Origin of the sequence: Geodermatophilus sp. TF02-6 (assembly GCF_003319115.1) — a bacterium.
In the GTDB taxonomy this organism is placed as follows: domain Bacteria; phylum Actinomycetota; class Actinomycetes; order Mycobacteriales; family Geodermatophilaceae; genus Geodermatophilus.
This window is the reverse complement of sequence record NZ_QOHF01000001.1, coordinates 261,973-285,788: the sequence shown is the minus strand read 5'-3', so window position 1 is coordinate 285,788 and position 23,816 is coordinate 261,973. Positions and strand designations below refer to the sequence as shown.

At 75.4% G+C, this 23,816-nt stretch carries 20 protein-coding genes; 7 read left to right on the top strand and 13 right to left on the bottom strand.

Translation table 11 applies throughout. From position 1 onward, the window contains the following. Positions 1-53: 53 nt before the first annotated feature. Positions 54-1,946, bottom strand: a complete 1,893-nt coding sequence (locus DQ238_RS01395) for a primary-amine oxidase (protein WP_113779497.1) — start codon at positions 1,944-1,946, stop codon at positions 54-56. Then, entirely contained in the window at positions 1,943-3,013 is a 1,071-nt protein-coding gene (gene speB / locus DQ238_RS01390) for an agmatinase (protein ID WP_113779496.1), read from the bottom strand. Before speB ends, DQ238_RS01395 begins: the two co-directional genes overlap by 4 nt. Before the next feature lie 263 nt (positions 3,014-3,276). On the opposite strand from speB, the gene DQ238_RS01385 reads away from it, so the two are divergent. The 4 genes from DQ238_RS01385 to DQ238_RS01370 all read left to right on the top strand — a co-directional run bounded on the left by DQ238_RS01385 (position 3,277) and on the right by DQ238_RS01370 (position 8,390). Further along, positions 3,277-3,657, top strand: a complete 381-nt coding sequence (locus DQ238_RS01385) for a TetR/AcrR family transcriptional regulator C-terminal domain-containing protein (RefSeq protein ID WP_158550682.1) — start codon at positions 3,277-3,279, stop codon at positions 3,655-3,657. A gap of 258 nt (positions 3,658-3,915) precedes the next feature. Next, positions 3,916-5,445 (top strand): APC family permease, encoded by a 1,530-nt coding sequence (locus DQ238_RS01380; protein WP_113779494.1) that lies wholly within the window; start codon positions 3,916-3,918, stop codon positions 5,443-5,445. 363 nt (positions 5,446-5,808) lie between these two features. Then, positions 5,809-7,242, top strand: a complete 1,434-nt coding sequence (locus DQ238_RS01375) for a hypothetical protein (protein WP_113779493.1) — start codon at positions 5,809-5,811, stop codon at positions 7,240-7,242. A gap of 98 nt (positions 7,243-7,340) precedes the next feature. Beyond that, on the top strand, positions 7,341-8,390 hold the full coding sequence (locus DQ238_RS01370; protein WP_158550681.1) for a PD-(D/E)XK nuclease family protein: 1,050 nt from the start codon (positions 7,341-7,343) through the stop codon (positions 8,388-8,390). 85 nt (positions 8,391-8,475) lie between these two features. On the opposite strand, the gene DQ238_RS01365 is transcribed toward DQ238_RS01370, so the two are convergent. The 6 genes from DQ238_RS01365 to DQ238_RS01340 form a co-directional block, all read right to left on the bottom strand. Beyond that, positions 8,476-9,447: an NAD(P)-dependent oxidoreductase gene (locus tag DQ238_RS01365; RefSeq protein ID WP_113779491.1), complete on the bottom strand. Its 972-nt coding sequence runs from the start codon at positions 9,445-9,447 to the stop codon at positions 8,476-8,478. Positions 9,448-9,460: 13 nt separating this feature from the next. After that, the gene (locus DQ238_RS01360; protein ID WP_233495615.1) at positions 9,461-12,016 is read right to left on the bottom strand and encodes an alpha/beta fold hydrolase; all 2,556 of its coding nucleotides are present in this window, start codon (positions 12,014-12,016) and stop codon (positions 9,461-9,463) included. Next, entirely contained in the window at positions 12,013-13,044 is a 1,032-nt protein-coding gene (locus tag DQ238_RS01355; RefSeq protein ID WP_233495614.1) for a 3-oxoacyl-ACP synthase III, read from the bottom strand. The genes DQ238_RS01360 and DQ238_RS01355 overlap by 4 nt, the downstream gene beginning before the upstream one ends. Positions 13,045-13,226: 182 nt before the next feature. Beyond that, the gene (locus DQ238_RS01350) at positions 13,227-14,753 is read right to left on the bottom strand and encodes a long-chain fatty acid--CoA ligase (RefSeq protein ID WP_113779490.1); all 1,527 of its coding nucleotides are present in this window, start codon (positions 14,751-14,753) and stop codon (positions 13,227-13,229) included. Continuing rightward, complete coding sequence (locus tag DQ238_RS01345) at positions 14,750-15,622, bottom strand: amidohydrolase family protein (RefSeq protein WP_113779489.1); 873 nt, start codon at positions 15,620-15,622, stop codon at positions 14,750-14,752. Before DQ238_RS01345 ends, DQ238_RS01350 begins: the two co-directional genes overlap by 4 nt. A gap of 120 nt (positions 15,623-15,742) precedes the next feature. Further along, positions 15,743-16,186, bottom strand: a complete 444-nt coding sequence (locus DQ238_RS01340; protein WP_113779488.1) for a TIGR03618 family F420-dependent PPOX class oxidoreductase — start codon at positions 16,184-16,186, stop codon at positions 15,743-15,745. A 103-nt stretch (positions 16,187-16,289) separates the two neighbouring features. Here DQ238_RS01340 and DQ238_RS01335 point away from each other — a divergent pair, with 103 nt between their 5' ends. Beyond that, positions 16,290-17,105, top strand: coding sequence for an SDR family oxidoreductase (locus DQ238_RS01335; protein ID WP_113779487.1), 816 nt, complete (start codon positions 16,290-16,292; stop codon positions 17,103-17,105). Between the two features lie 52 nt (positions 17,106-17,157). Here DQ238_RS01335 and DQ238_RS01330 read toward each other — a convergent pair whose 3' ends face one another. Next, positions 17,158-17,856, bottom strand: a complete 699-nt coding sequence (locus DQ238_RS01330; RefSeq protein ID WP_113779486.1) for an alpha/beta fold hydrolase — start codon at positions 17,854-17,856, stop codon at positions 17,158-17,160. Positions 17,857-17,887: 31 nt separating this feature from the next. Then, on the bottom strand, positions 17,888-18,649 hold the full coding sequence (locus tag DQ238_RS01325) for an IclR family transcriptional regulator (RefSeq protein ID WP_199506055.1): 762 nt from the start codon (positions 18,647-18,649) through the stop codon (positions 17,888-17,890). A gap of 106 nt (positions 18,650-18,755) precedes the next feature. Between DQ238_RS01325 and DQ238_RS01320 the strand changes: the two genes are divergently transcribed. Both DQ238_RS01320 and DQ238_RS01315 read left to right on the top strand, forming a co-directional pair. After that, positions 18,756-19,748: a PDR/VanB family oxidoreductase gene (locus tag DQ238_RS01320; RefSeq protein ID WP_233495613.1), complete on the top strand. Its 993-nt coding sequence runs from the start codon at positions 18,756-18,758 to the stop codon at positions 19,746-19,748. 26 nt (positions 19,749-19,774) lie between these two features. Beyond that, positions 19,775-21,004 (top strand): cytochrome P450, encoded by a 1,230-nt coding sequence (locus DQ238_RS01315; protein ID WP_113779485.1) that lies wholly within the window; start codon positions 19,775-19,777, stop codon positions 21,002-21,004. Between the two features lie 36 nt (positions 21,005-21,040). Here the strand turns inward: DQ238_RS01315 and DQ238_RS01310 are convergent, their stop codons facing one another. From DQ238_RS01310 to DQ238_RS01300, 3 genes are all read right to left on the bottom strand, one after another. Continuing rightward, positions 21,041-21,850, bottom strand: coding sequence for a fructosamine kinase family protein (locus tag DQ238_RS01310; protein ID WP_113779484.1), 810 nt, complete (start codon positions 21,848-21,850; stop codon positions 21,041-21,043). 90 nt (positions 21,851-21,940) lie between these two features. Further along, positions 21,941-22,891 carry an alpha/beta hydrolase gene (locus DQ238_RS01305; RefSeq protein WP_113779483.1) on the bottom strand — a complete coding sequence of 317 codons (951 nt, stop codon included), beginning with the start codon at positions 22,889-22,891 and terminating at the stop codon, positions 21,941-21,943. A 17-nt stretch (positions 22,892-22,908) separates the two neighbouring features. After that, positions 22,909-23,724, bottom strand: a complete 816-nt coding sequence (locus DQ238_RS01300) for a mycofactocin-coupled SDR family oxidoreductase (RefSeq protein WP_113779482.1) — start codon at positions 23,722-23,724, stop codon at positions 22,909-22,911. Between the last annotated feature and the right edge of the window lie 92 nt (positions 23,725-23,816).

Here is a 23,816-nt window from a genome sequence, read left to right as displayed (position 1 = left end):
CCCTCCAGGGCCCCGCCCTGAGCGTGCGAAGGGTGGGGAGGAGGGGGTCCTCCTCAATGGCAGCGGGAGGGGCTCGGCGGCACGTCGAGGGCCGGGTTGCGGTCGAAGAACCCGACCGGCTTGAGCGAGAAGCTCACCACGTCGACCGGCATGACCGGCCAGTCCTCGGGCCGGGTGATGTGGTGGATGCCGAACACGTGCCAGAGCACGATGTCGGTGTCGGCGATCGACCGGTCGGCCTTGATCCACTCGGGCAGCCCGGCGTCCCGGCGGCTCTGGTTGCAGAACTCGCCGGAGGGCCAGCGCTCGTCCTCCGCGTACCGGGTGACCCACAGGGGGTGCTCGACGGCCTCGGCGCGCTGCAGGAACGGCGCGCTGGGGTCGGCCAGCGCCGGGATCGACGCCGAGGGGACGAGCTTGTACCCGGTCGGCGTGCCCAGCCGGCTCGTCCGGCCGCGGTTGACCACCTTCCAGCTGCGCTGGCTCGCCCAGTCGACGTCCTGCCTCCCCTCGGACTCGGTGAGCAGCGGGCGGCTGCGCTGCACCAGGGCCAGCCCGTAGGGGTTCTCGTCGGAGACGGGGAGGGCCTCGCTCTCGGAGACGACGACGGTGTTCTCCGGCCCGTCGACCTCCATGTCCATGCGGGCGACGATGAAGTGCTGGTGGAACGGGGCGTAGGTGCGCTCGTCGACCACCGAGCCGTACGGCGGGGGACTGTCGTCGAACGCGCTGGTGACCATGATGCCGGTGGCCCGGACCTCGCACTCGATGGTGCCGTCCTGGTAGAAGCGCCAGTAGGTCAGGTACTCGTAGTTGGCCACGGTCGCGGAGAAGGACACGACCATCCGCCGCGACCGGCGCACCTCCGCCCCGGCCCGCTCGTCGACGTGCTTCCACAGCACGCCGTCGTCCTCCTCGTGCAGGCAGATGGCGTTCTCGATGGTGTAGGGCTCGCCGCGGCTGTCGTGCAGGACGGCGTCGACGTAGGTGATCTCGCCGAGGCAGTCGCACCCCAGCCGCAGCGACGTGGTCATGAAGCCCAGGCCCCACTCGCCGATGTCGAAGGCGGTCCGCCGGTGGTGGTCGGGGCTCGGGTCGCGGTAGGGGACGACCATCTCGGCGAACGACAGCCGGTGGGCGATCGGCCGCACCTCGTCGCCGTCGGCGTAGCCCACCCGGTGCAGCACCAGGCCCTCGCGGTGGTTGAAGCCCAGCCGCATCGTCCAGTTCTGCCAGCGCAGCTCGTGGCCGTCGAGGGTGAACGAGACACCCTCGGGCTGGGTGATCTCCAGCGGCTTGACGTCGCTGCGCTGCTGCAGGCCGGGCACCAGGGCGGGCACGTACTCGCCCATGACGTCCGGCCGGGCCGGCGGCGGGGTGTCCTCGACCTGGAGCAGCTCCATGGTGTTGAGGTCGACGACGAAGTGCAGGCCGCTCACCGGGTTGGCGTACGGGTTGCCCTCGGGCACCGAGCGGACCCAGACGTCGGTCCAGCCGACCCGGCGGTCCTGCAGGCCCTCGGGGATCAGCGAGTGGCCGTAGGCCCAGGTGTCGATGAGCACCAGGTCGAGGTCGGTGATCCCACGCTTCGCCAGCGCGGCGACCACGTCGGGGTGCTCGATCAGCACCTCGTGGGCCTCGTGCCACTCGTCGAGGGTCATGTTGGCCTGCTCGCCCGGGACCGCCTCCCAGGACAGGACGGCGTCGTCGGTCAGCGAGACCACCGCCTTGTACGGCGTCCCCTCGTCGCGGCTCCAGCACGTGACCCGGGCCTCGCGGCGGATCGGGTCCCCGGGCCGGAAGGCGCGGACGACGTCCTTGGCCGGCTCGCGCAGCTCGATCGAGGCGAACCGCCACCGCTCGTCGACGGCCTCGTCCCGTCGGAGGACGGCCGCCGCCGCGCGGAACTCGTCGGCGGACAGCGGGTCGAGCGGGTGCGCGGTCATGACTGGTCCTCCGGAGCGGGTCGGTCGGCGAGCAGGGGGAGGGCGGGGTCCCAGGCCCGGGAGGGGGTTCCGGGATCGGCGGAAGAGGACAGGGTGCCGTCGCGGGCGTCGCGGCGGCGGCGGGCGATGGCCGACAGCGCCTCGAGGACGACCCGGTTGGCCAGGGCCGCGGTGATGTCGGCGTGGTCGTAGGGCGGGCTGACCTCCACGACGTCGACGCCCACCACGGGCAGCTCGAGGCAGATGCGGCGCACGGAGTCCAGCAGCTGGCGGGCGGTGAGCCCGCCGGGCTCCGGGGTGCCGGTGCCGGGCGCGTGCCCGGGGTCGCAGACGTCGATGTCGACGGAGAGGAAGACGCCGTCGCACTCGTCGGTGGCGATCCGTGCGGCCTCGGTGAGGCACTCCTCCAGCCCCCGATGCCCGATCTCGGTCATCTCGTACGAGCGCATCCGCTGGGCGGCCATCCAGTCCAGCGTCTCGGGCGGGGGCCAGTAGCCGCGCAGGCCGATCTGCAGGAACCGGTCGCCGCGCAGCGCCCCGGACTCGATCAGCCGGCGCATCGGCTGGCCGTGCCCCCACAGGGAGCCGAACTCGATGTCGCCGGTGTCGGCGTGCGCGTCGAAGTGGATCATCGAGACCCGGCCGTGGCCGAGGACGTTGGCCACACCCTTGGCGTCGGGGAAGGCGATCGAGTGGTCACCGCCCAGGACGACGGGGATGGCGCCGGCCCGGGCCACCGTCTCCACCGCGGCCTCGAGCGCCGGCAGGGCCGTCTCGATGTCGCCGGAGTACATCTCGACGTCACCGGCGTCGAGGACGCGCAGGTCCCGCAGCCCGTCGGTGCGCAGCGCCAGGCTCGGCCGCGAGCCGTCGTGCGCCAGGTAGTCGGTCATCCGGATCGCCTGCGGACCGAAGCGGGTGCCCGGGCGGTGGGAGGTGCCGCCGTCGAAGGGCGCGCCGAGGACGACGACGTCCGCTCCGGCGAGGGATCCCGGGTCGCCGAGGTCGCAGCGGTCGATACCGAGGTAGGTGATGTCGGGCCCGTACTGGGGGCCGTAGCGCGTCATCGGTCGAGGTCCGATCGGTCGTGCGGAGGGGGTCGGGGATGACTGTCCAGGAGCCCGGGATCCGGTCATCGCACCCATCCACCTGCTCGAGATGTCGGCGGCAGACGACGGAATCCGTAATCGAGAACACTGTAGACGACGGGATCGGGATTGCCCAGGGGTCTGCGTCGCTGGAACCGGCCATGCCCGAGTGAGCATGTCGACCCGTCGCAGCCGTCGGCTCAACCCCGGACGGCGGCTCCGCGGTGGACGGCGGCTCCGCGGTGGCGACGTGGCTGCGGTCCTACCGGCGGGCGCTCGCCGAGCACCCGAGCCTCATCCCGCTGCTCACCGAGCAGACGATGACCGCGGGGTCGGTCCTGCGCGGTTACGACCGCGTGGCCGCCCTGCTCGGCGGAGCCGGTTTCCCCGAGGACCAGGTCATGCTGTGGGTCAGCGTGCTGGACAGCTACGCGCTCGGGGCGGCGTTCGACCTCGCCGCGCCTGCTGAGGTCTGGCGGGTCGACCGCGGCGACACGCCGGTCCTGGACGCCGCACTCCGGGCGGCCCCGCGTGGGCGGGCCCGGGCCGACGCGGCGTTCCAGCTCGGCCTGGAGGCGCTCCTCGCGGGCATGCGGAGCCGGCTTCCCGGCCGTCCTGACTGAGTCCCTCGTCACCCGGGAGGCCCGTCCGACCCCGGCGTCGAGGTGTGGAAAGAGCAGGCACGCCTACGTCACGCGCACGAAGCAGTCGTCGAACGGGACGTCGGCGCCGGGATCCGTGCCGGAGTGTCGATGCCGTCAGCGCCGGGTGTACACGACGGCCTCTTTCCCGAGGGGCGGCCGTGTGGCTGGCTGCGTGTGACACCCGGCACACCGCCGGGACCGGGTGCGCCGTGCGGGCGGCGCGACGAGGAGGACCGCATGACGGTGGAGCAGCGGCCGGCGACCGGCCACGCCGATCTCCGGGCCAAGGGCCTGTCGACGAACTCCGTGGGCCTGCTGGCCAGCGTCGTCCTCGGCGTGTCGAGCATCGCGCCGGTCTACGCGCTCACCGCGACGCTCGGCCCGACCGTGGCCGAGGTCGGCCTGCAGATGCCGGCGGTCTTCCTCGCCGGGTTCCTCCCGATGCTGCTGGTCGCCTACGCCTACCGGGAGCTCAACCGGGTGGCGCCGGACTGCGGCACGTCGTTCACCTGGACGACGAAGGCGTTCAACCCCTACCTCGGCTGGCTGTGCGGCTGGGGCGCCCTGCTGGCCACGATCATCGTGCTGTCCAACCTGGCCGGGGTCGCGGTCTCCTTCTTCTACCTGCTGCTCGGTGAGGTCACCGGCTCGGAGTGGGTGGCCGGGCTCGGGGACGACACCCTGGTCAACGTGCTCACCTGCGTGGCCTTCGTCGCGCTGGCCACCTGGATCACCTACCGCGGCGTCGAGGTCACCAAGCGGCTGCAGTACGTCCTGGTCGGCTTCCAGATGGCGGTCCTGGCGCTGTTCGCCGTCCTCGCGCTGGTCAAGGCCCCGGACGCGGCGGGCAGCACCTCCTTCGACGTCTCCTGGCTGGACCCGACCGCCATTCCCTCGTTCAGCGCCTTCACCGCCGGCCTGTCGCTGTCGCTGTTCATCTACTGGGGTTGGGACACCTGCCTGACGGTCAACGAGGAGACCGCCGGCAGCGCCCGGACGCCCGGCCGCGCGGCGCTGGTCACGATGCTGGTCATCATCGTCACCTACCTCGGCGTCGCGATCGCGGTGCAGGTCTACGCCGGGGTCGGCACCGAGGGCACGGGCCTGGGCAACCCCGAGACCGAGGACAACGTCTTCGCCGCGCTGGCCGGGCCGGTCATGGGCCCCGGGCTGGCCTTCCTGCTGTTCCTCGCCGTCGTCGCCAGCTCGGCCTCCTCGCTGCAGACGACGTTCCTGCCGCCGACCCGCACGATGCTGGCCATGGCCACCTACGGCGCGCTGCCGCGCCGGCTGGCCGAGGTGCACCCTCGCTTCCTCACCCCGTCGACCGCGACGCTCGTCGCCGGCGCCGGGACGGCGGCGTTCTACGTGGGCATGACGCTGATCAGCCAGAACGTCCTCATCGACACCATCTACGCGCTGGGGCTGATGATCTGCTTCTACTACGGACTCACCGCGTTCGCCTGCGTCTGGCACTTCCGCCGCGAGCTGCGCCGCAGCGCCCGCGACCTGCTGTTCAAGGGGGTCCTCCCGCTGCTCGGCGCCCTCATGCTCACCGCGGTGTTCGTGCAGACGGCGGTGGACACCCTCGACCCGGCCTACGGCAGCGGCTCGTCGGTGTTCGGGGTCGGCAGCGTGTTCGTCATCGGGAGCGGCCTGCTGCTGGCCGGGGTGGTGCTCATGCTGCTCTGGCGCAGACGGCACCCGGAGTTCTTCCGTGGGGAGATGCTGCGGCCCGACACCCCTGCCCTCGTGTTCGACGAGTGACCGTGCCGTCCGACGCCTCCGCCGAGCTGGTGGCGTCGTCGTCGTCGTCGTCGTCGAAGGCGAGGGAGCGGTGACCACCGGGGGACGGCGGTGCTCACCGCGGGAGTCGCGGTCCCGGGGGGCAGGTGGCTCCAGGGCGATGAGTGCCGGTGGCACCCCGTCGCCGTCCCCGCGGTCGTCATCGGATTCTGCCAACAGCGAACAGCCGGCGCCCGTGTGCTGGAACTCGTGCGGGACGAGCCCCTGAGCTGGACTTCTGCCACGGCCGGCCCGGAGGGGTGCAGACCGGCGCGCGGTCAACTTGTCACACCCTCTCCGTAGCTTCGGAGTCGACATCTTCCCCGTGTCGACAAGGAGTTCACCATGGCCGTCTCCGGCCTGAAGACCCGCAAGCCCACCGGTCGAGTGCCCTGGCCCTGCATCCTCCTGGAGGGTGAGGAGAAGGCCGGCAAGTCGTGGGCCCTGGCCCAGTTCAGCGCCAGCGACCGGATCGGCGCGCTGTACTGGATCGACCTCAACGAGGGCGCCGGCGACGAGTACGGCGCGATCCCCGGCGCGAACTACCAGCTCATCGAGCACGACGGCTCCTACGCCGCGGTGCTGGCCGCGGTGCAGGCGGTCAAGTCCGAGGCCCGCCGTGCGGCCGACGCCGGCGAACCCCCGGTGGTGCTCGGCATCGACACCGGCTCGGCCATCTGGGACGGCCTCAAGGACTGGGCCAGCGAGCGCGCCGCGAAGTCGGCCCGCAACCGCGAGCTGCTCAAGCGCGACCCCAACGCCGAGGTCACCATCAGCCAGAACCTGTGGAACGACGCCGGCGCCCGCTGGCGCAAGCTGCAGACCGAGCTGCTGACCTTCCCCGGCATCGTCGTGGTGACCGCCCGCGGCAAGGAGGTCACCGAGGTCGACGCCAACGGTCGTCCCGTCGAGGGGCAGAAGACCTGGTCGGTGCAGACCCACCGGGAGTTCCCCTACGCGGCGACGGTGTGGATGCGGCTGCGCCGCGGGCGGCGGCCGCTGATCGTCGGCGCGCGCAGCGTGCACATCGGCATCAAGCCCAACACCGACCCGGCCAAGGAGGTCACCGACTCGGCGGCCACCGGCCGGCTGCTGGAGTGGCTGGTCTTCGACGCGCTCAAGTGCGACCCCGGCACCGCGCACGTGCGCGACCTGGTCCCCTTCCACGGCGGCGGGCTGCTCGGCCACGAGCAGGCGGGCCAGAACCCGACCGGGCGCGGCAGGTCCGAGGCCGCCGCCCTGGCCCAGCGGATCCGCGCGGCGAGCGACGACGACGAGCTGCGCGAGGTCTGGGCCGAGGCCAACCGCAGCGCGCTGCTCGAGGCCGACGTGGAGACCCCGGCCGGCCAGTACACCGTCGCCGAGCTGATCCAGGCCCGGCACGAGGAGTTCCTCGAGGCGTCGGTGAAGGCCCACCCGGCCGGACGGCGGGCGGCTCCGGCCGCACCCACGACGCCCGCCGCGGTGGTCGAGGCCGCCCGCGCCGCGGCTGCCCGGCCGGCTCCCGGCCAGGACGCCAAGGCCCCGGCGCTCCTGGACGCCTCGCCGACCCCCGACGACCCGCAGGCCTGCCGGCCCAACGCGGCCCGCCGCGGCGTGCTCGCCAGCCTGGAGGCCCTCCACGTGACCGGGGAGCAGATCGCCGCCCGGTTCGGCCGGCCCACCGAGCAGGTGGCGACCAAGCGGCTGACCGCGCTCGTGCGCGAGGTCATCGCGACCCAGCGGTCCGGCGAGGCCGGGCAGCAGGAGATCGAGGTCGGCGGACAGGACGTGGCCTGAGCGACGCGGTCGCCGCAGGGGGTCGGTCCGGTCGGCGAGACCCCGCCGACCGGGCCGACCCCCGCGGCCCGCTGCCCACCCCCGACCCGAGGAGCGCCATGACCGCCGCCGTCCTGCCCACCCGCCCCACCGCCGCCGAACGGCGCGCCGCCCCCAGCCTGGCCGCCGCCGTGCGCGACCTGGACGCCCGCCGGGCCCGCTCGCGCCAGCGGATGATCGGCGCCTCGGAGGTGGGCGAGTGCCGCCGCCGGGCGGCCTACCGGATCGCCCGCCGCCGGCCCACCAACCCCCGCACCGGCCTGCCGGCCTTCCTGGGCACCGAGCTGCACCGCGGGGTGCTGCGCGCGCTGCGCCGGCAGTACGGCGGGCTGACCGAGGTGGCGCTCGCGGGGGAGCAGGTCAAGGGCCGCTGCGACTGGTGGCACGCCCCCGTCGTGGAAGACCTCAAGACCACCTCCCGGGGCGGGTTCGAGCGGGTCCTCACCCGCGGGGTGCCGGCCAAGCACTGGTTCCAGGTCGCCCTCTACGCCTGGCTGCTGCGCACCGGGCAGACCCACGACCGCCGACTGCCCGTCGGGACCGAGTGCGGTGTCGAGGGGGTGCGCCTGCGCTACCTGTCCCGGGACTCCGGCGAGGACGTCGTCTTCGAGGCCGACTACGACCCGCTGCTGACCGCCGAGGCGATCCTGTGGCTGACCGAGGTCTACGCCACCGTGGAGGACGACGGCGTCGACGCCGTCCCCCGGGACGGCTTCGGCCCCGGCGTGGACGCCATGTGCGACTGGTGCCCGTTCCTCGACCTGTGCTGGGGCCCACCGGTGGACCCGGAGACGGAGGGCGACCTCTCCCGCCAGTCGCGGCTGACGGTCACCGAGGAGGACTACGTCGAGGCCGTCGAGGACTACGACAGGTGGCGCGCCGCCGAGGGGGAGGCCCGACGCCACAAGGAGTACGCCCGGGAACGGCTGCGCGGCCGGTCCGGGCCGGCGGGGGAGCTGCACTGCGAGTGGTCGGGCGGCAACGTGCGCACCCAGGTCGACAAGGACGCCGCGGTCGAGCGGCTGGTCGAGCTGGGTGAGATCGTGCCGACCCGGAGGACCCGCAGCCCCCGGTCGATCCGGGTGACGAGGGCGGCCTCCGCGGAGTGACCCCGGGTTCCCCGCCGGAGGCGTACCAGGCCCTCACCCGCCGGAGGCGTACCAGGCCCTCACCCGCCGGAGGCGTACCAGGCCCTCACCCGCCGGAGGCGTACCAGGCCCCCAACCGCGCGAAGCCCTCGTCCAGGCCCACGTGCGGCCGCCAGCGCAGGGCGGCCCGCGTCCGCGTCTGGTCGAACCAGTGGGCGGTGGCCAGCTGCTCGGCGAGGAAGCGGGTGAGCGGCGGGGTGGAGCGCCGCCCGGTCGCCGTCCAGACGCCCTCGGCGACCCCACCGGCCAGCCAGGCCACCCCGAACGGCACCCGGCGGCGGGGCCCGGGGACGCCGGCCGCGCGGCACAGCCGGGCGACCACCTCGCCGACCGGGCGCGGCTCGCCGTTGGACACCACGAGCGCCTCGCCGTGCACCGGCCCGCACGCGTCGGCCGCGGCGAGCAGCGCGGCGGCGGCGTTGTCGACGTAGGTCGTGTCCACCAGCGCCGCGCCGGACCCGACCAGCGGCAGCCGGCCGGCGCGGGCGCGCTCGACGATCCGGCCGACCAGCTGGGGATCGCCGGGCCCCCACACCAGGTGCGGGCGGACGGCCAGCACGGCCAGCGACTCCGAGTCCGCAGTCAGCGCGTCGAGCTCGGCCACGGCCTTGGAGCGGGAGTAGTGCCCGCGGGCCCGCGCCGGGTCGGCGGGCTCGGCGCCGGCGCCCACCAGCGCCGCCCCGGCGTGCGCCACGGACGGCGAGGAGACGTGTACCAGCCGGCTGACGTCCGCGGCCCGGCAGGCGGCGACGACCGTGCGGGTGCCCTGCACGTTCGCCCGGGCGTACTCGGCCCAGGGGCCGGTGACGTCGACCTTCGCGGCCAGGTGCACGACGGCGTCGCGACCCTGCGCCGCCCGTGCCACGACGCCCGCGTCGGCGACGTCGCCGAGGACCTCGCGGCACGGCAGCCCCGACGGACGGCGCTGCAGCACCGTCACCTCGTCGCCCCGGGCCAGCAGCGCACGGGCCGTGGCCCGGCCGAGCATCCCGCTGGCGCCGGTGACCAGCACCCTCACCGGACCGGGACCCTCACCGCCGCCGCTCCCGCGTCCGGACGCCGGCCAGCAGCCGCGCCGCCGCCCGGGCCACCGCGCGGCGGTCCACCTTCGACTGGTGCCGGACGTCGACGGGCAGCCGCCGCGCGGTGAGCACCGCGGCGACGTCGACCCCGGCGACGGCCCGGACGGCGTCGGCCAGCTCGGCGCCGGCCACGGCCAGCCGGCGCCGGCCGGACCCGTCGGCGGGAACGACGACCACCACGACGACCTGGCCCCCGGCCGGGCCGACCCCGACGGCCGCGGCCGCGCTCACCGCGGCGAGGTCCTCCACCCGCTGCTCGACGCCGACCGGGGCGACCGGCCCCCGGGCGGTGGTGACCACGTGCGCCAGGCGCCCGCTGATCCACAGCCGGCCGGCCGCGTCCAGGTACCCGAGGTCCCCGGTGCGGTGCCAGCCCGGGTTCCGCGAGGCGGCGCGCTCGGTGGCCCACAGCGCGTCGTAGCGGTCCTTGACGTGGGCGGCGCGCACGCACACCTCGCCGAGGACGCCGGGTGCGTCGGTCAGCGGCCCGTCGGCCGCACCGGCCGCGTCCAGCGGGCTGACCTGCACCGCCACGCCGGCCAGGGGCCGCCCGACGCACACGCCGTCCCCCGCGCCGGCCGCCTCCACCTCGGCCGCGGTCACGTCGGTGACCGGCAGCGCCTCGGTCATGCCGTACGGCGTGCGGGCCTCGGCGGCCGGCAGGACCTCCCGCAGGGCCCGCAGCAGCGAGGCGGGGACGGGGGCGCCGGCCGACACCACCAGCCGGACCCCGCCCAGCGCGCCGCGCTGCTCCTCGGTCAGGTCGGAGGCGGTGGCCACGACCCGGCGCAGCGCGGCCGGGGAGGCGAACACCACCGTTGCGCCCAGCGCCCGCACCGCGTCGGCCAGGGCCGCCGCGGAAAGCGTGCCGGGCGCGGTGACGTCGACGTCGGGGACCGCCGAGCCGATCCCCAGCCCGGGGCCGAGGATCGCGAAGGGCGCGAAGGCGGCGACCAGCCGGTCCCCAGGAGTGAGGCCGTAGGTCGAGCGCACCAGCTCCAGCTGGGCCGCGGCCTGCCGGCGCGTGTAGACCACGCCCTTGGCCGGCCCGGTCGCGCCCGAGGTGAACAGCACCGCGCAGTCGGCGTCCTCCGGCGGCTCGGCCGGTGCCGGGGCGGACCGGCCGGCGGCCGCCAGCCCGTCCAGGGTCGGCGGGTCGCCCAGCGCGCGGCGGGCGGCCGGGCCGAGGCGGCCGGCGGCGACGCGGGAGCCGGGCAGTCCCATCAGCCGGGCGGCCGCCAGGCCCCGCGGACCGCCGATGACGGAGTCGACGCCGGCGCTGCGCAGGGCGCGGCGCATCCCGGCCAGGCCGAGCCCCTTGTCGGCCACGACGACGACCGCGCCGGCGCGCCAGACCGCGTACACCGCGGCGGTGAGGTCGGCCGAGGGCTCCACGAGCAGCGCGACGCGGTGCCCCGGGCGCACGCCGGCCGCGGCCAGCCCGGCGGCCAGGTCGCCGACGCGGGCGTGCAGGTCGGCCCAGCTCACGGTCGCCCCGCCCACCTCGACGATCGCGGGGGAGTCGTCGTCCGCCCGCGCGGCCAGCGCCGCCCCCAGCGGCCGGACGGCGTCCGGCGCGGGGCGCTCCCGGTCGGCCGGCCCGCGGTCGAGGTCGGTCACCCACCGGGCGACGACGTCGGCGTACTGCGGCGCGTCCTCGGGGAGCAGGTGGGAGGCGCCCTCGAAGCGGTGCAGCGAGGCCTGCGGCAGCCGGTCGCGCAGGTCGGTCAGGTACCGCTCGCCGAAGACCGGGTCACGGGGCCCCCACAGCAGCAGCACCGGGACGTCGAGCGTGCGGATCCCCTCGGCGACGGCCTCCTGCACCGGGCGCGAGGGGTGCCCCGGGACGAAGGGGATGTCGGCGACGAAGTCCCCGACCGACCGGCGACGCGCCGCCGACCGGTAGGGGGCGGCGAAGGCCCGGCGGACGTCGGCCGGCAGCGCCGGCCGGGACAGCGCGGTCGCCGCCCGCACGAACACCGGCGTGCCGACGGTGACGGCGGCGCGCACCCCGGGCGCGGAGGCCAGCCGGATGAGCGCCGGGCCGCGGTCGCCCTCGGGCATGGCGACCGCGGTGTTGGCCAGGACCACGCCGCGCAGCTGGCTGCGGTGCGCCAGCGCCCAGCCGAGGGAGACGACCCCGCCCCAGTCGTGCCCGACGGTGACCACCGGGCCGGTGACGCCGAGCGCGGCGGTGAGGTCACCGAGGTCGGCCACCCGCTGCTCCAGCGTCCGGGGCTCGTCCAGCCGCTGCGACCAGCCCATGCCCAGCTGGTCGGGGGCGACCACCCGCCAGCCGGGCGGGGCGGCGGCGAGCAGCCGGCGCCACAGGTAGGACCACGTCGGGTTGCCGTGCACGCACAGCAGCGTGCCGACCGGGTCCCGGACGCCGTTGTCGAGCACGTGCCAGGCGTGCTCCACCCCGGCGGGGTCCGCGACGCTCAGGCGGCGGGACCAGGCCGGGTCCAGCCCCGGGAGCGGGACGGCCGCGTCGTCCGCCGTCACCAGGCGATCTCGACGCACGAGGCGTTGAGCCCCGAGCCGATGCCCATGAGCAGCACCCGGTCGCCGAGCGCGAGGGAGTCCTGCTCGCCGGCGAGGGTGAACGGGACCGACGCCGGCCCCAGGTTGCCCCTGGTCGGGAACGTCCGCGGGACGAGGGCCGGGTCGACCGAGAAGCGGTCGATCATCGCCTGGGTGTGCACCTTGGACACCTGGTGCATCACGTACCGGCTCATGCCCCGCGCCCAGTCGAACTCCTCCGCGGCCTCGCGCCACATGTCCAGCGAGAGCGCCAGCCCGGCGTCCAGCAGGCCCTTGAGGTCGGTGTGCATCGCGTCGTTGTCGCCGACGCACAGCTCGTGGTGCTCGGTGCCCGCCCGGCTGACCGACCCCACCATGCGGTGGCCCTCGGGGTGCCGGTCGGCGCGGCCGAGGACCATGGCCACCGCCCCCGAGCCCAGGGTCAGGGTCGCGAACTGCGACAGCACGTCCCGGGCCACGGCCTGCGGCCGGTTCAGCCGCTCGATGGTGCGCTCCTGGACCGGTCGGGAGTCCTCGCCGTTGACGATCAGGGCGTACTCGACGGCCCCCGCGTCGATCATCGCGGCGGCCAGCTCCATGCCGTTGACGAACCCGAGGCAGGCGTTGGTGACGTCGAAGTTCCGGCACGAGCGCGGCAGGCCGAGGGCGGCGTGGACGGCCACCGCGGTCGACGGTTCGAGGTAGCGGCGGCTGACCGACGTGTTGATCATCACGCCGATGCGCGCCGGGTCGACGCCGCTCTCGCTGACCGCCTTCGCCCCGGCCTCGGCGGCGCCGTCGACGAAGGTCACCCCGTCGGACCACCAGCGCCGCTCGCGGATGCCGGCCAGCCGCTCGAGCAGCCCCGGGCGCAACCCCACCCGGCGGTAGGTGTCGACCAGCAGGTCGTCGAGGGCGTCGGAGGTGACGACCTGGGTGGCGTCGGCTCCCTGCACGGCCAGGACGGCCGTGTTGGCGAACCGGTGTGTCGCGTTGTCAGTCATGTGCATGGGTCCAGTCCTCCAGGAGGGCCGAGCCCCTGCCTGTCGAGCGCTGTCTGGCGGTCGGCCGGGCTCTACCCGGCCTCCCCGCCGTCATACCGTGCGCAATCCTCTCGCAGTCCCTGCCCGGGCGGGCAAGCACCCCGGGTGCCGCCCGCCGACGGCCGGCACCCGGGCGAGGGCTGCGGTGCTCACCTCGGGCCGGTGCAGCCGGCCCGCAGGTCGGGTTTGCGGATCTTGCCGGTGGCGGTCTTGGGCAGCTCGTCGACGAAGTGGACGTGGCGGGGCACCTTGAAGCCGGCCAGCCGCTCGCGCAGCGCGGTGCGGACCGCCTCGGGGTCGCGCTCGGCGTCGGGGGCGGCGACGAGGACGGCCAGGCCGACCTCGCCCCACCGCTGGTCGGGCACGCCGATGACCGCGGCCTCGAGGACGCCGGGCAGCTCGAGCAGGGCGGACTCGACCTCGGCGGGGTAGACGTTCTCCCCACCGGAGATGATCATGTCCTTGTAGCGGTCGCGGATGTAGAGGAAGCCCTCGACGTCGAACGAGCCGGCGTCCCCGGTGGCGTACCAGCCGTCGGACAGCACGGCGGCGGTCTGCTCGGGGTCGTTCCAGTAGCCGGCCATGACGTTGGGCCCGGAGACGAGCACCTCGCCGACCTCGTCGACGCCGGCCGGGCTGCCGTCGGGGCGGACCACCTGCACGTCGGTGAAGAACACCGGCTTGCCGGCCGAGCCGACCTTGCGCACGGCGTCGGCGGAGTCGAGCACGGTGCAGCCGGGTGCGGCCTCGGTCATGCCGTAGGCCTGCTGCACGGTCACCCCGCGGTCGAGCCAGGTGCGCAGCGTCGGCAGGGGCAGCGGGGCGCCGGCCGCGCCGATGGTGCGCAGCGCGGAGAGGTCGCGGGTGCGGAAGCCCGGCTCGCGGGCCATCGCGTCGAGCACGGTGGGGACGGCGAAGAAGCTGGTGACCCGCTGCTCCTCGATGACCGCCAGGGTCCCGGCCGGGTCGAACCCGCGCACGACGACCGCACAGCCGCCCCGCAGCAGGGTCGGGTTCACCGTGCCGTTCAGGCCGCCGATGTGGAACAGCGGCGCCAGCGCCAGCGTGCGCTCGGTGGGGGTGAAGTCGAAGCCGAGCAGCTGGTTGGCGGCGTTCCAGGTCATGTTGCCGTGGGTGAGCACCGCGCCCTTGGGCCGGCCGGTGGTGCCGGAGGTGTACATGACCAGGCACGGGTCGTCGAGGGAGACCGGCTCGTCGCGTCGCTCCGGCTGGGCGGCGGCCAGCAGCTGCTCGTAGGGCAGCGAGTCCGCGCCACCGCTCGTCGGCGGCTCGGCGGCGACCCAGGTGGGGACGACGTCGCGCAGGGCGTCGGCCAGGACGCCGGAGTCCCGCCCGTGCACCACCACCGTCGAGCCGGAGTGCTCGAGCACGTACCGCGCCTCCGGGGCGGTGAGCCGGGCGTTGACCGGCACCCAGATCGCGCCGAGCTGGCCGCAGGCGTAGAGCGTCTCCAGCGCCGAGGGGTGGTTGCCGCTGATCCAGGCGACCCGGTCGCCGGCGCGCACGCCGAGGCCGGCCAGCGCGCCGGCGGTGCGGCGGACCCGCTCGGCGAAGCCGGCGTGCGACGTCGTCCGTCCCTCGAACCAGATCGCGTCGCGCTCGGGGGAGATGCGCAGCCGCCGCTCCGGCCACGAGCCCAGCCCGGCGTTCCTCACCGCAGCCCCAGGGCCCGGATCGCGTTCTCCTTCATGATCAGGGGGCGGACCTCGTCGCGGATGTCGAGGGCGTCGAAGTCCTCGATCCACCGCTCCGGGCGGATCAGCGGGTAGTCCGAGCCGAACAGCACCTTGGTCTTGAGCAGGGTGTTGGCCGCGCGCACCAGCTGGGGCGGGAAGTACTTCGGGGACCAGCCGGACAGGTCGATGTAGACGTTGGCCTTGTGCTGGGCCACGGCGATGGCGGCGTCCTGCCAGGGCACCGAGGGGTGGGCCAGGATGATCGTCAGCTGCGGGAAGTCGGCGGCGACGTCGTCTAGCAGCATCGGGTCGGAGTAGCGCAGCTTGATGCCGCGCCCGCCGGGCAGGCCGGAGCCGATGCCGGTCTGCCCGGTGTGGAACAACGCCGGCACCCCCAGGCTCTGCAGCTGCTCGTACAGCGGGTAGGCGCGGCGGTCGTTGGGGGAGAAGGCCTGGATGGAGGGGTGGAACTTGAAGCCGCGCACGCCGTGGTCCTCGACCAGCCGGCGGGCGGCGCGCACGCCGGCGACGCCGCGGGCGGGGTCGATCGAGGCGAACGGGATGAGCACGTCGGGGTGCTCGGCGGCGGCCTGGGCGATCTCCTCGTTGGACAGGGTGGGGTGGCCGGTGGCCAGCTCGGCGTCGACGGTGAAGACGACCGCGGCCATGTTCTTCGCGCGGTAGTCCGCGGCGATCTGGGGCACGGTGGGGTGGTACGGGTCGCCCTTGAAGTACTTCGCCGCCGCGGCGAGCAGCTCGTCGTCCATCGACTTGTGGCCGTGCAGGTCCTGCTCGACGTGCACGTGCACGTCGATGGCGACCAGCGCGTCGAGGTCGAGTGCGGTCACGGGTCCTCCTCGGACGGCGCGGGTGGCAGGGGCCCGACAGCGGTGCCGCCGGTCACCGTAGGGAGGTGACCGTGCGGTCGGGAAGGGCGTGCACCGCTCCCGGTCCGAGCGGGGCGGCGGTCACCCGTTGCCGTAGGTCCTGACCGGTTCGACGAGCACGGCGGTGCGCCGCTGCTCGGCCATGACCCGGTCGTACTCGTCCCAGTCGTCGTGCCGGCCGCCGGCCGCGGTGAACACCTCCCGCAGCAGCAGGCGCAGCCCATCGGCGTCGACGAGCCACGGCTGCGGGTCCTCGGGGCCGGCCAGCTCGGCGCGTCCCTCCACCGTCGCCCACCGCCAGCCGTGCCGGAAGGTGACGGCCACCTGCGGCCGGCCGCGGAGGTTGGCCAGCTTGACCCTGCCGTAGGTCACGAAGCCGAGGACCGGGTGCCCTCCGGCGGGATGGGGCATCACCCCGGCGTTCACCACGGACGACTGGATGGTCGAGTCGGCCCGCAGGGTGGACACGACCGCCAGGTGGTGCTCGCTGCGGGCGACGGCCGACACGTCCTCGAGGCTGGTCATGCCCGCACCCTGGCACCGGCGACCGCCCGGCGCGCGCCGGTCGGTGCCGCCGCGGCCGCGTCGCCGACGTGCGGTCCTCCGCCGGGGGCGGGAGGCTGTCGGCGTGCAGCTGGGGGACGCCGTCGCCGTCGTCACCGGAGCGGGCAGCGGGATCGGGGCCGCGCTGGCCCGCCGCTTCGCCGCCGAGGGGGCCGCGGCCGTGGTGGTCAGCGACCGCGACGGCGCCTCGGCGCAGCGGGTGGCCGACGGGATCGGCGGGACGGCGGACACCACCGACGTCACCGACGAGGCCGCCGTCGCCGCGCTGGTGGAGCGGACGCTCGCCGCGCACGGGCGCATCGACCTGTTCTGCTCCAACGCCGGCGTCTTCACCGGCGGCGGGGTCGAGGTCGACCCGGCCACCTGGCAGCAGGTGTTCGCGGTCAACGTCCTCGCCCACGTGTACGCCGCCCGCGCGGTGCTCCCGTCGATGCTCGAGCGGGGCAGCGGCCACCTGCTCAACGTGGCCTCCGCGGCCGGCCTGCTCACCACCCCCGGGGACGCCCCGTACACGGTGACCAAGCACGCAGCGGTCGCGCTGGCGGAGTGGCTCGCGGTGACCTACGGCGACCGGGGGATCGGGGTCAGCGCCGTCTGCCCGCTCGGGGTGGCCACGCCGCTGCTGCTCGACCCGCTGGAGGAGGGCCGCTCGGCGGCGTCCGTGGTGGCCGCGTCGGGCTCGGTGATCTCGCCCGAGGACGTCGCGCAGTCGGTGGTCGAGGGGCTGGCCGCGGAGCGCTTCCTCATCCTCCCGCACCCCGAGGTGGGCACCTACTGGGCGCAGAAGGCCGCCGACCCCGACCGCTGGCTGGCCGGCGTCCGCCGGCTGGTGCGGACGACGACCGGGAGCGCACCACCCGCGCCGCCGGACCGACCGTGACGCGGACCGCCGCACCCGCCGGGCCGTGGGGTCAGCGCGGCGGGGAGCGCCCTCACCCGACCGCGGCGACCCGGTCGGCGACGAGCCCTGCCACGACCTCCGGACGGGTGGCTGCGGGGCTGTGCCCGCACGGCCACTCCAGCCGCCGCGTCGCCCGCTGCGCCATGGCCCGCTGCAGCTCCGGGTGCACCACCTCGTCGGCGGCGCACACGACGTAGGTCGACGGCACGGTGTGCCAGGCCACCGCCGAGGGGACGCCGCGGAAGACCCGCCGTCCCACCGGCCGCAGCCGCGCCGCCGCCTCGGCCGCCACGCCGGGCGGCGCGTCGCCGTACAGCAGGCGGGGCCCCAGCACCGGGTCGAGGGCCACCTCGTCGCCGGTGACGCGCAACGCCTCGCCCAGCCGCGTCTCCGGCACGGAGCGCCCGGGCAGGACGCGGCTGACCGACTCCCCGTCGTCGAGCTGGAACGCCGCGACGTAGACCAGCTCGCGGACCAGCGGGTGCGCGCCCGCGCCGGTGACGACGGCGCCGCCGTAGGAGTGCCCGACCAGCACCGCGGGCCGGCCGAACCGGTCGAGCGCATCCCGGGTCGCCCGCGTGTCGGCGGCCAGGTCGGTCAGCGGCAGCTCGACGGCGATGCTGCCGACGCCCCGCTCGTGAAGCGCGGCGCGGACGCCGTCCCAGCACCACGCGCCGTGCCACAGCCCGTGCACGAACACGGCGCCGGGCGTCGTCGGGTCGTCGTCCATCGACGCCAGTGTGGCGGGCGCTGCTCGGTCGTCAGGATCCGGGGCGGCTGCCGGCCAGGGCCCGGCTGATGCCGCGGGCGGCGGCCAGCAGGGCCGGTACCTGCGCCTGGGCGCGGCCGTCGTTGGGGACGATCACCGACAGCGCTGCCACGACCTCGCCCAGCGGCCCCCGGACGGGGACGGCGACCCCGGCGGCCTCCTCGTGCACGTGGCCGGGCAGCAGGGCGTACCCGCGGCGGCGGGTCTCGGCGAGCGCCGCCCGCAGCGCTCCCGGCGTGGTGATGGTGCTGCCGGTGCGGCGCTCCAGCGGCCGGCCGAGGACGCGTTCGTGCAGGTCGGGCGGGCCGTGGGCGAGCAGCACGTGACCCGAGGACGAGATGTGCGGCGGCAGCCGGCCGGCGATGCGCGAGAAGTTGACGACGGCGTCGCGGGCGGACAGCCGCTCGACGAACAGCACCTCGTCGCCGTCGAGCACGCCGAGCTGGGCGTGGTGGCCGACGACGGCGTGCAGGTCCTCGAGGTAGGGCATGGCGGCGTCCCGCAGCGACAGGGTGGGGGAGGCCCGGGACGCCAGCTCCCACATCCGCACCCCGACGCGGACCCTGCGGTCGGGTCCCCGCTCGAGCAGTCCGTGGGCGGCGAGCTCGGCGACCAGCCGCGACGCCGTGGCGACGTGCAGGCCCGTCCGCCGCGCGATCTCCGAGACCCGCAGGGACGTGTCGTCCGGGGTGAACGCGGCGAAGACCCGCACCGCTCGGGCGATGGACGACTCCCCGGTGGCGGTCCGCGGCACGACCGCAGTGTGCCACGCGGGCAGAACGCGTCTCTCGTCCATTGAGACGACGCTTCGCCACCGGTGCGACCTGGGCCACGCTTTCCGAGACGACGAGGAGGACCGGGTGGTGCACACACTGACCGGGGTGGTCGGCACCGAGGCGGGGGCCGTGTCCGCGGACGTCGCCACGCTGCGGGTGACCGGCAAGCGGCTGGTGGCCGAAGACGTGCTGACCCTGGACCTGGCCTCGCCCACCGGACACCGGCTGCGGGACTGGGCACCCGGCGCGCACGTCGACCTCGTGCTGCCCAACGGGGTGACCCGGCAGTACTCCCTCTGCGGGGACCGGTGGGACCCGTTCACCTACCGCGTCGGGGTGCTGCGCGAGCCGGCCGGCCGCGGTGGCTCCGCCTACGTCCACGGCGAGCTCGACGTCGGTGACCTGGTCGGCGTGGGCGGCCCCCGGAACAACTTCCCGCTGGTCCCGTCGGAGCGCTACCTGTTCGTCGCCGGCGGCATCGGCATCACCCCGCTGCTGCCCATGGTGCACCAGGCGGACCTGCTCGGCGCCGACTGGCGCCTCCTCTACGGCGGCCGCCGCCGCGCGTCCATGGCGTTCCTCGACGAGCTGGGCCGCTACGGGGAGCGCGTCCAGGTGGTGCCGCAGGACGAGTTCGGGCTGCTCGACCTGCCCGCCTTCCTCGGTGCGCCCCGCCCGGACGTAAAGGTCTACTCCTGCGGTCCGGCCCCGCTGCTGGCGGCCGTGGAGACCGTGTGCGCCGACTGGCCGCCGTACACGCTGCGCACCGAACGGTTCGCGGGGGAGGAGCTCACCGGCCCGGTGCGGCAGGCCCCCTTCGACGTCGAGCTCGCCCGCACCGGCGTCACGGTGACCGTCCCGGCGGACACGACCGTCCTCGACGCGGTCGGCGCCGCCGGAGTGGAGGTGCTGTCCTCCTGCCGGCAGGGCATCTGCGGGACGTGCGAGACCACGGTCCTCGCCGGGGAACCCGACCACCGCGACGCCCTGCTGGACGACCAGGAGCGGGCGGCGGGCGACTGCATGTTCATCTGCGTGTCCCGGGCGCGCAGCGACCGCCTCGTCCTCGACCTCTGACCACCCGCGACCGGGGAGGCACACCGGTGACCGCCACGCTGAACTCGACCCCCACCCTGCCGGCCAACGACGCCGACCCGTTCGGCGCCGAGGTGCTGGAGGACCCCCTGCCGCTGCACGCCGCCCTGCGCGAGGCCGGCCCGGTCGTGCACCTGACCCGGTACGACGTGTACGCCTTCGCCCGCTACGAGCAGGTGCACGCCGCGCTCGTCGACTGGCAGGGCTTCCAGTCCGCGGCCGGCGTGGGCCTGTCCAACTTCCGCTACGAGGAGCCGTGGCGGCCGCCGAGCCTGCTGCTGGAGGCCGACCCGCCGCGGCACGACGCACCCCGGCGGGTGCTGAGCCGGGTCCTCGGCCCGCGCGCGCTGCGCCGGCTGCGGGAGGGCTGGCTGGCCGACGCCGAGGAGCTGGTCGAGCAGGTCCTCGGCGGCGGTGAGGAGTTCGACGCCGTCAGCGCCCTGGCCCAGGCCTTCCCGCTGCGGGTCTTCCCCGACGCGGTCGGCATCCCGCAGGAGGGCCGGGAGAACCTGCTGCCCTACGGCGACCACGCCTTCAACGCGTTCGGGCCGAGCAACGACCTGGTCGCCGAGGGCGCTCCCCGGGTCGCCGAGCTCTCGGCGTGGGTCGACGCCCAGTGCGCCCGCGACGTGCTCACCGACGACGGGTTCGGCGCGCAGATCTGGGCGGCGTCCGACCGCGGCGACATCACCCCCGAGCAGGCGCCGCTCGTCGTCCGGTCGCTGCTCACCGCCGGCGTGGACACCACGGTGCACGGCCTGTCCGCCGTGCTGTACGCCTTCGCCACCGCCGCCGCCGCCCACCCGCAGCAGTGGGACCGGCTGCGCGAGCAGCCCTCGCTGGCGCGGGTCGCCTTCGACGAGGCGGTGCGCTGGGAGTCGCCGGTGCAGACGTTCTTCCGGACGGCGACCTGCGACGTCCGGGTCGGCGAGCACGTCGTCCCGGAGGGCAGGAAGATCCTGATGTTCCTCGGCGCGGCCAACCGCGACCCGCGGCGCTGGGCCGACCCGGACTCCTTCGACCTGTCCCGCGACCCCTCCGGGCACGTGGGCTTCGGCATGGGCATCCACCAGTGCGTCGGCCAGCACGTCGCCCGGCTCGAGGCCGAGGCGCTGCTCACCGCCCTGGCCCGCCGGGTGGACAGGATCGAGCTCGCCGGCCCGACGAGGCGGCACCACAACAACACCCTGCGGGCCTGGGAGAGCATCCCCGTCCGCGTCCGGCTGGGCCGACGGTGAGGCGCGCTCACCCCTGATCCGTTCCCCCTGACCCGGCTACCAGCCGTAGTGGTCGAGCACCGCCTCGACGCCCCGGCGGTGCGGCTGCGGCCCGAAGTGGCGGACCTCGAGCAGCAGGTGGTGCAGCTGCAGGGCGGGCCGCCGCGCGGCGAAGCCCGGCTCGAGCGGCCGGGCGCGCTGGTAGGCGGCCCAGAACCGCGGCGGCAGGCTGCGGGAGGCCTGCATGTAGGCCAGGTCGAGCTCCCGGTCGGCGTAGCTCACCTCCGGGTCGACCAGCCAGCGTCCGTCGACGACGTTGCCGGCCCACAGGTCGCCGTGGGTCAACGCCGGTGTCGTGGACCGCGGCAGCAGCCGCGGCAGGGGGCCGTCGCAGGCGCGGTGCAGGCGGGCGCGCAGATCGGCCGGCACGGTCGGGTCGGACAGGTGGGTGCGGACCCGACGCTCGGCGTAGAAGGTCCCCCAGGAGTCGAGCCAGCCGTTGTCCTGGCGGAAGCGGCCGGCGCAGTTGTCCCGGTGCCAGCCGAACGCCGGACCGGAGGTGCCGTGCATGCGGGCGACCGCGTGGCCGAGCCCGGCCCAGTTCGGCCGCCCGGTGACGTACTCGAGGACCAGGGTGCCGGCCGCGACGCCGAGGACGCCGGGTACCGGCACGCCGGCCGCGGCCAGCGCCTGCAGGCTGTCGGCTTCGGCGTCGGCGGGGTGCGGCGACTGCTTGACCACGACCTCGCGGCCGTCGACCAGCCGCCCCCGGCGGGTCCGCCCGACCCAGCCACCGGGGAGCGGCGTGCCGTGGGCCAGCGGCGGCAGGCCCGCCGGCCACGCCTCCCCGTCGTCCCCCCTCGGCATCCCGCGACCCTAGGGCCCGGACCGCTCCGGTCGGGGACCGGATCACAGCGAGGGGCCTGTGCCGGGCGCCGGGCCGAACCGGCCGCCGGGTCACCGGGCCAGGACGGCCGCCTGCTCCGCGCAGAGCTCGGCCAGCGCCTGGGGAGCGGCCCGGCACAGCCGCGGGAAGCTCAGGTAGCCGTGCGGCATCCCGACGTACTCGGTCAGCCGCACCGGCACGCCGGCCTCCCGCAGCGCGGCGGCGTAGCGCAGGCCGTCGTCGCGGATGGGGTCGTGCTCGGCCACCTGCACCAGGGCCGGCGGCAGGCCGGAGAGGTCGCCGGCGAACAGCGGCGAGGCGTAGGGCTGGCGCGGGTCCTGACCGCCCAGGTAGTGGTCGCGGAACGCCAGGCAGTCGGCCCGGGTCAGGATCGGCGCGGAGGCGTTCTCCTCGATCGAGGGGCTGCTCATGGTCAGGTCGACCGCCGGGTGGACCAGCCCCTGGTGGGCGATCCGCGGGCCGGAGCGGTCGCGGGCCATCAGGCACACCACCGCCGCCAGGTTGCCGCCCGCGCTGTCGCCCACGACCGCGACCCGCTCGGGGTCGGCACCCAGCTCCGCGGCCCGGCCGACCACGTCGACGAGGGCCGCGTAGCAGTCCTCGGCCGCCGCCGGCCAGCGGTGCCCGGGGGCCAGCCGGTAGTCGACCGAGACGACGACGGCGCCGACGGTGGCCGCCACGGAGGAGCACAGCCAGTCGCCGGAGTCGAGCGAGCCCAGCGTCCAGCCCCCGCCGTGGAAGCCGAGCACCAGCGGCAGCGGTCCGCCGCCCGCGCGGTCGGGCCGGTAGACGCGGACCGGCACGGGACCGACCTCGCCCGCCGCCGTCCCGTCGGTCAGGCGCACGCCCGGGGCGACCGCGCCGAACAGCAGGTCGGTGAGCGGGTTGTGGCCGATCCGCCGCTGCTGTGCCCTCCGCAGCCGGGCGTCGTCCATGGTGGCGACCGACGTCCGGGCGAGCAGGCGGCCGAACAGGCGCACCCGCAGGTCCGTGCGCGCCATCCCGCGCGTCCCCTCTGCTAGACCTGGGTGACGCCGGCGTCCACGGCCAGCTCGTGCGCGGTGACGTAGCGCGACTCGTCGGAGGCGAGGAACAGCACCGCGGCGGCGACGTCCTCGGGCCGGGTGACCTCGACCGGCAGCATGTTCATGAACATGACACCGAGCCTCTGGTCGGTGGCCATCGCGGCGCCGAGGGTCGCCTGCATGTCGCCCTCGCCCATCGGGGTGGCGACGCCGGTGGGGTGGACGGAGTTGACCCGGATGGAGTGGCGGGCCAGCTCGGCGGCGAACGCCTTGGCCATCCCGCGGACGGCGAACTTGCTGGTCGTGTAGTGGACCATGAACGGCTGGACCTTCAGGCCCGCCGCGGAGCTGATCAGCACGATCGAGCCGCCGCCGGCCCGCACCAGGTGCGGTGCGCAGACCATCACGGTGTTCCACACGCCGGTGACGTTCACGTCGAGGGTGTTGCCGAAGACCTCGGGGGTGACCTGGTCCCAGGCGCGCGGGCTGCAGATGCCGGCGTTGGCCACGACGACGTCGAGCCGGCCGAGCTCGGCGACGCCCCGGTCGGTGGCCTCGCGCAGCCCGTCGAGGTCGCGGACGTCGACGGTGGCGGCGACGATCCGCCGGTCGCGCTGCTCGACCTGCCGCACGGTCTCCTGCAGGTCCTCGGGGGTCGCCGAGGGGTAGCTGACGTCGGGGAGCGGCCCGCACACGTCGACGGCGATGACGTCGGCGCCCTCCTCGGCCAGGCGGACCGCGTGCGCCCGACCCTGCCCGCGCGCCGCTCCGGTGATGAGCGCGACCTTGCCCTCGACCCGACCCGCCACGGAGCCTCCCGTTCCTCGCCTCGGATGGCGGTCACACTACGTCCCGGGGCGCCGCGGCTGCGGACCGTTCGGCGCTCCCGTGACCGCTCGTA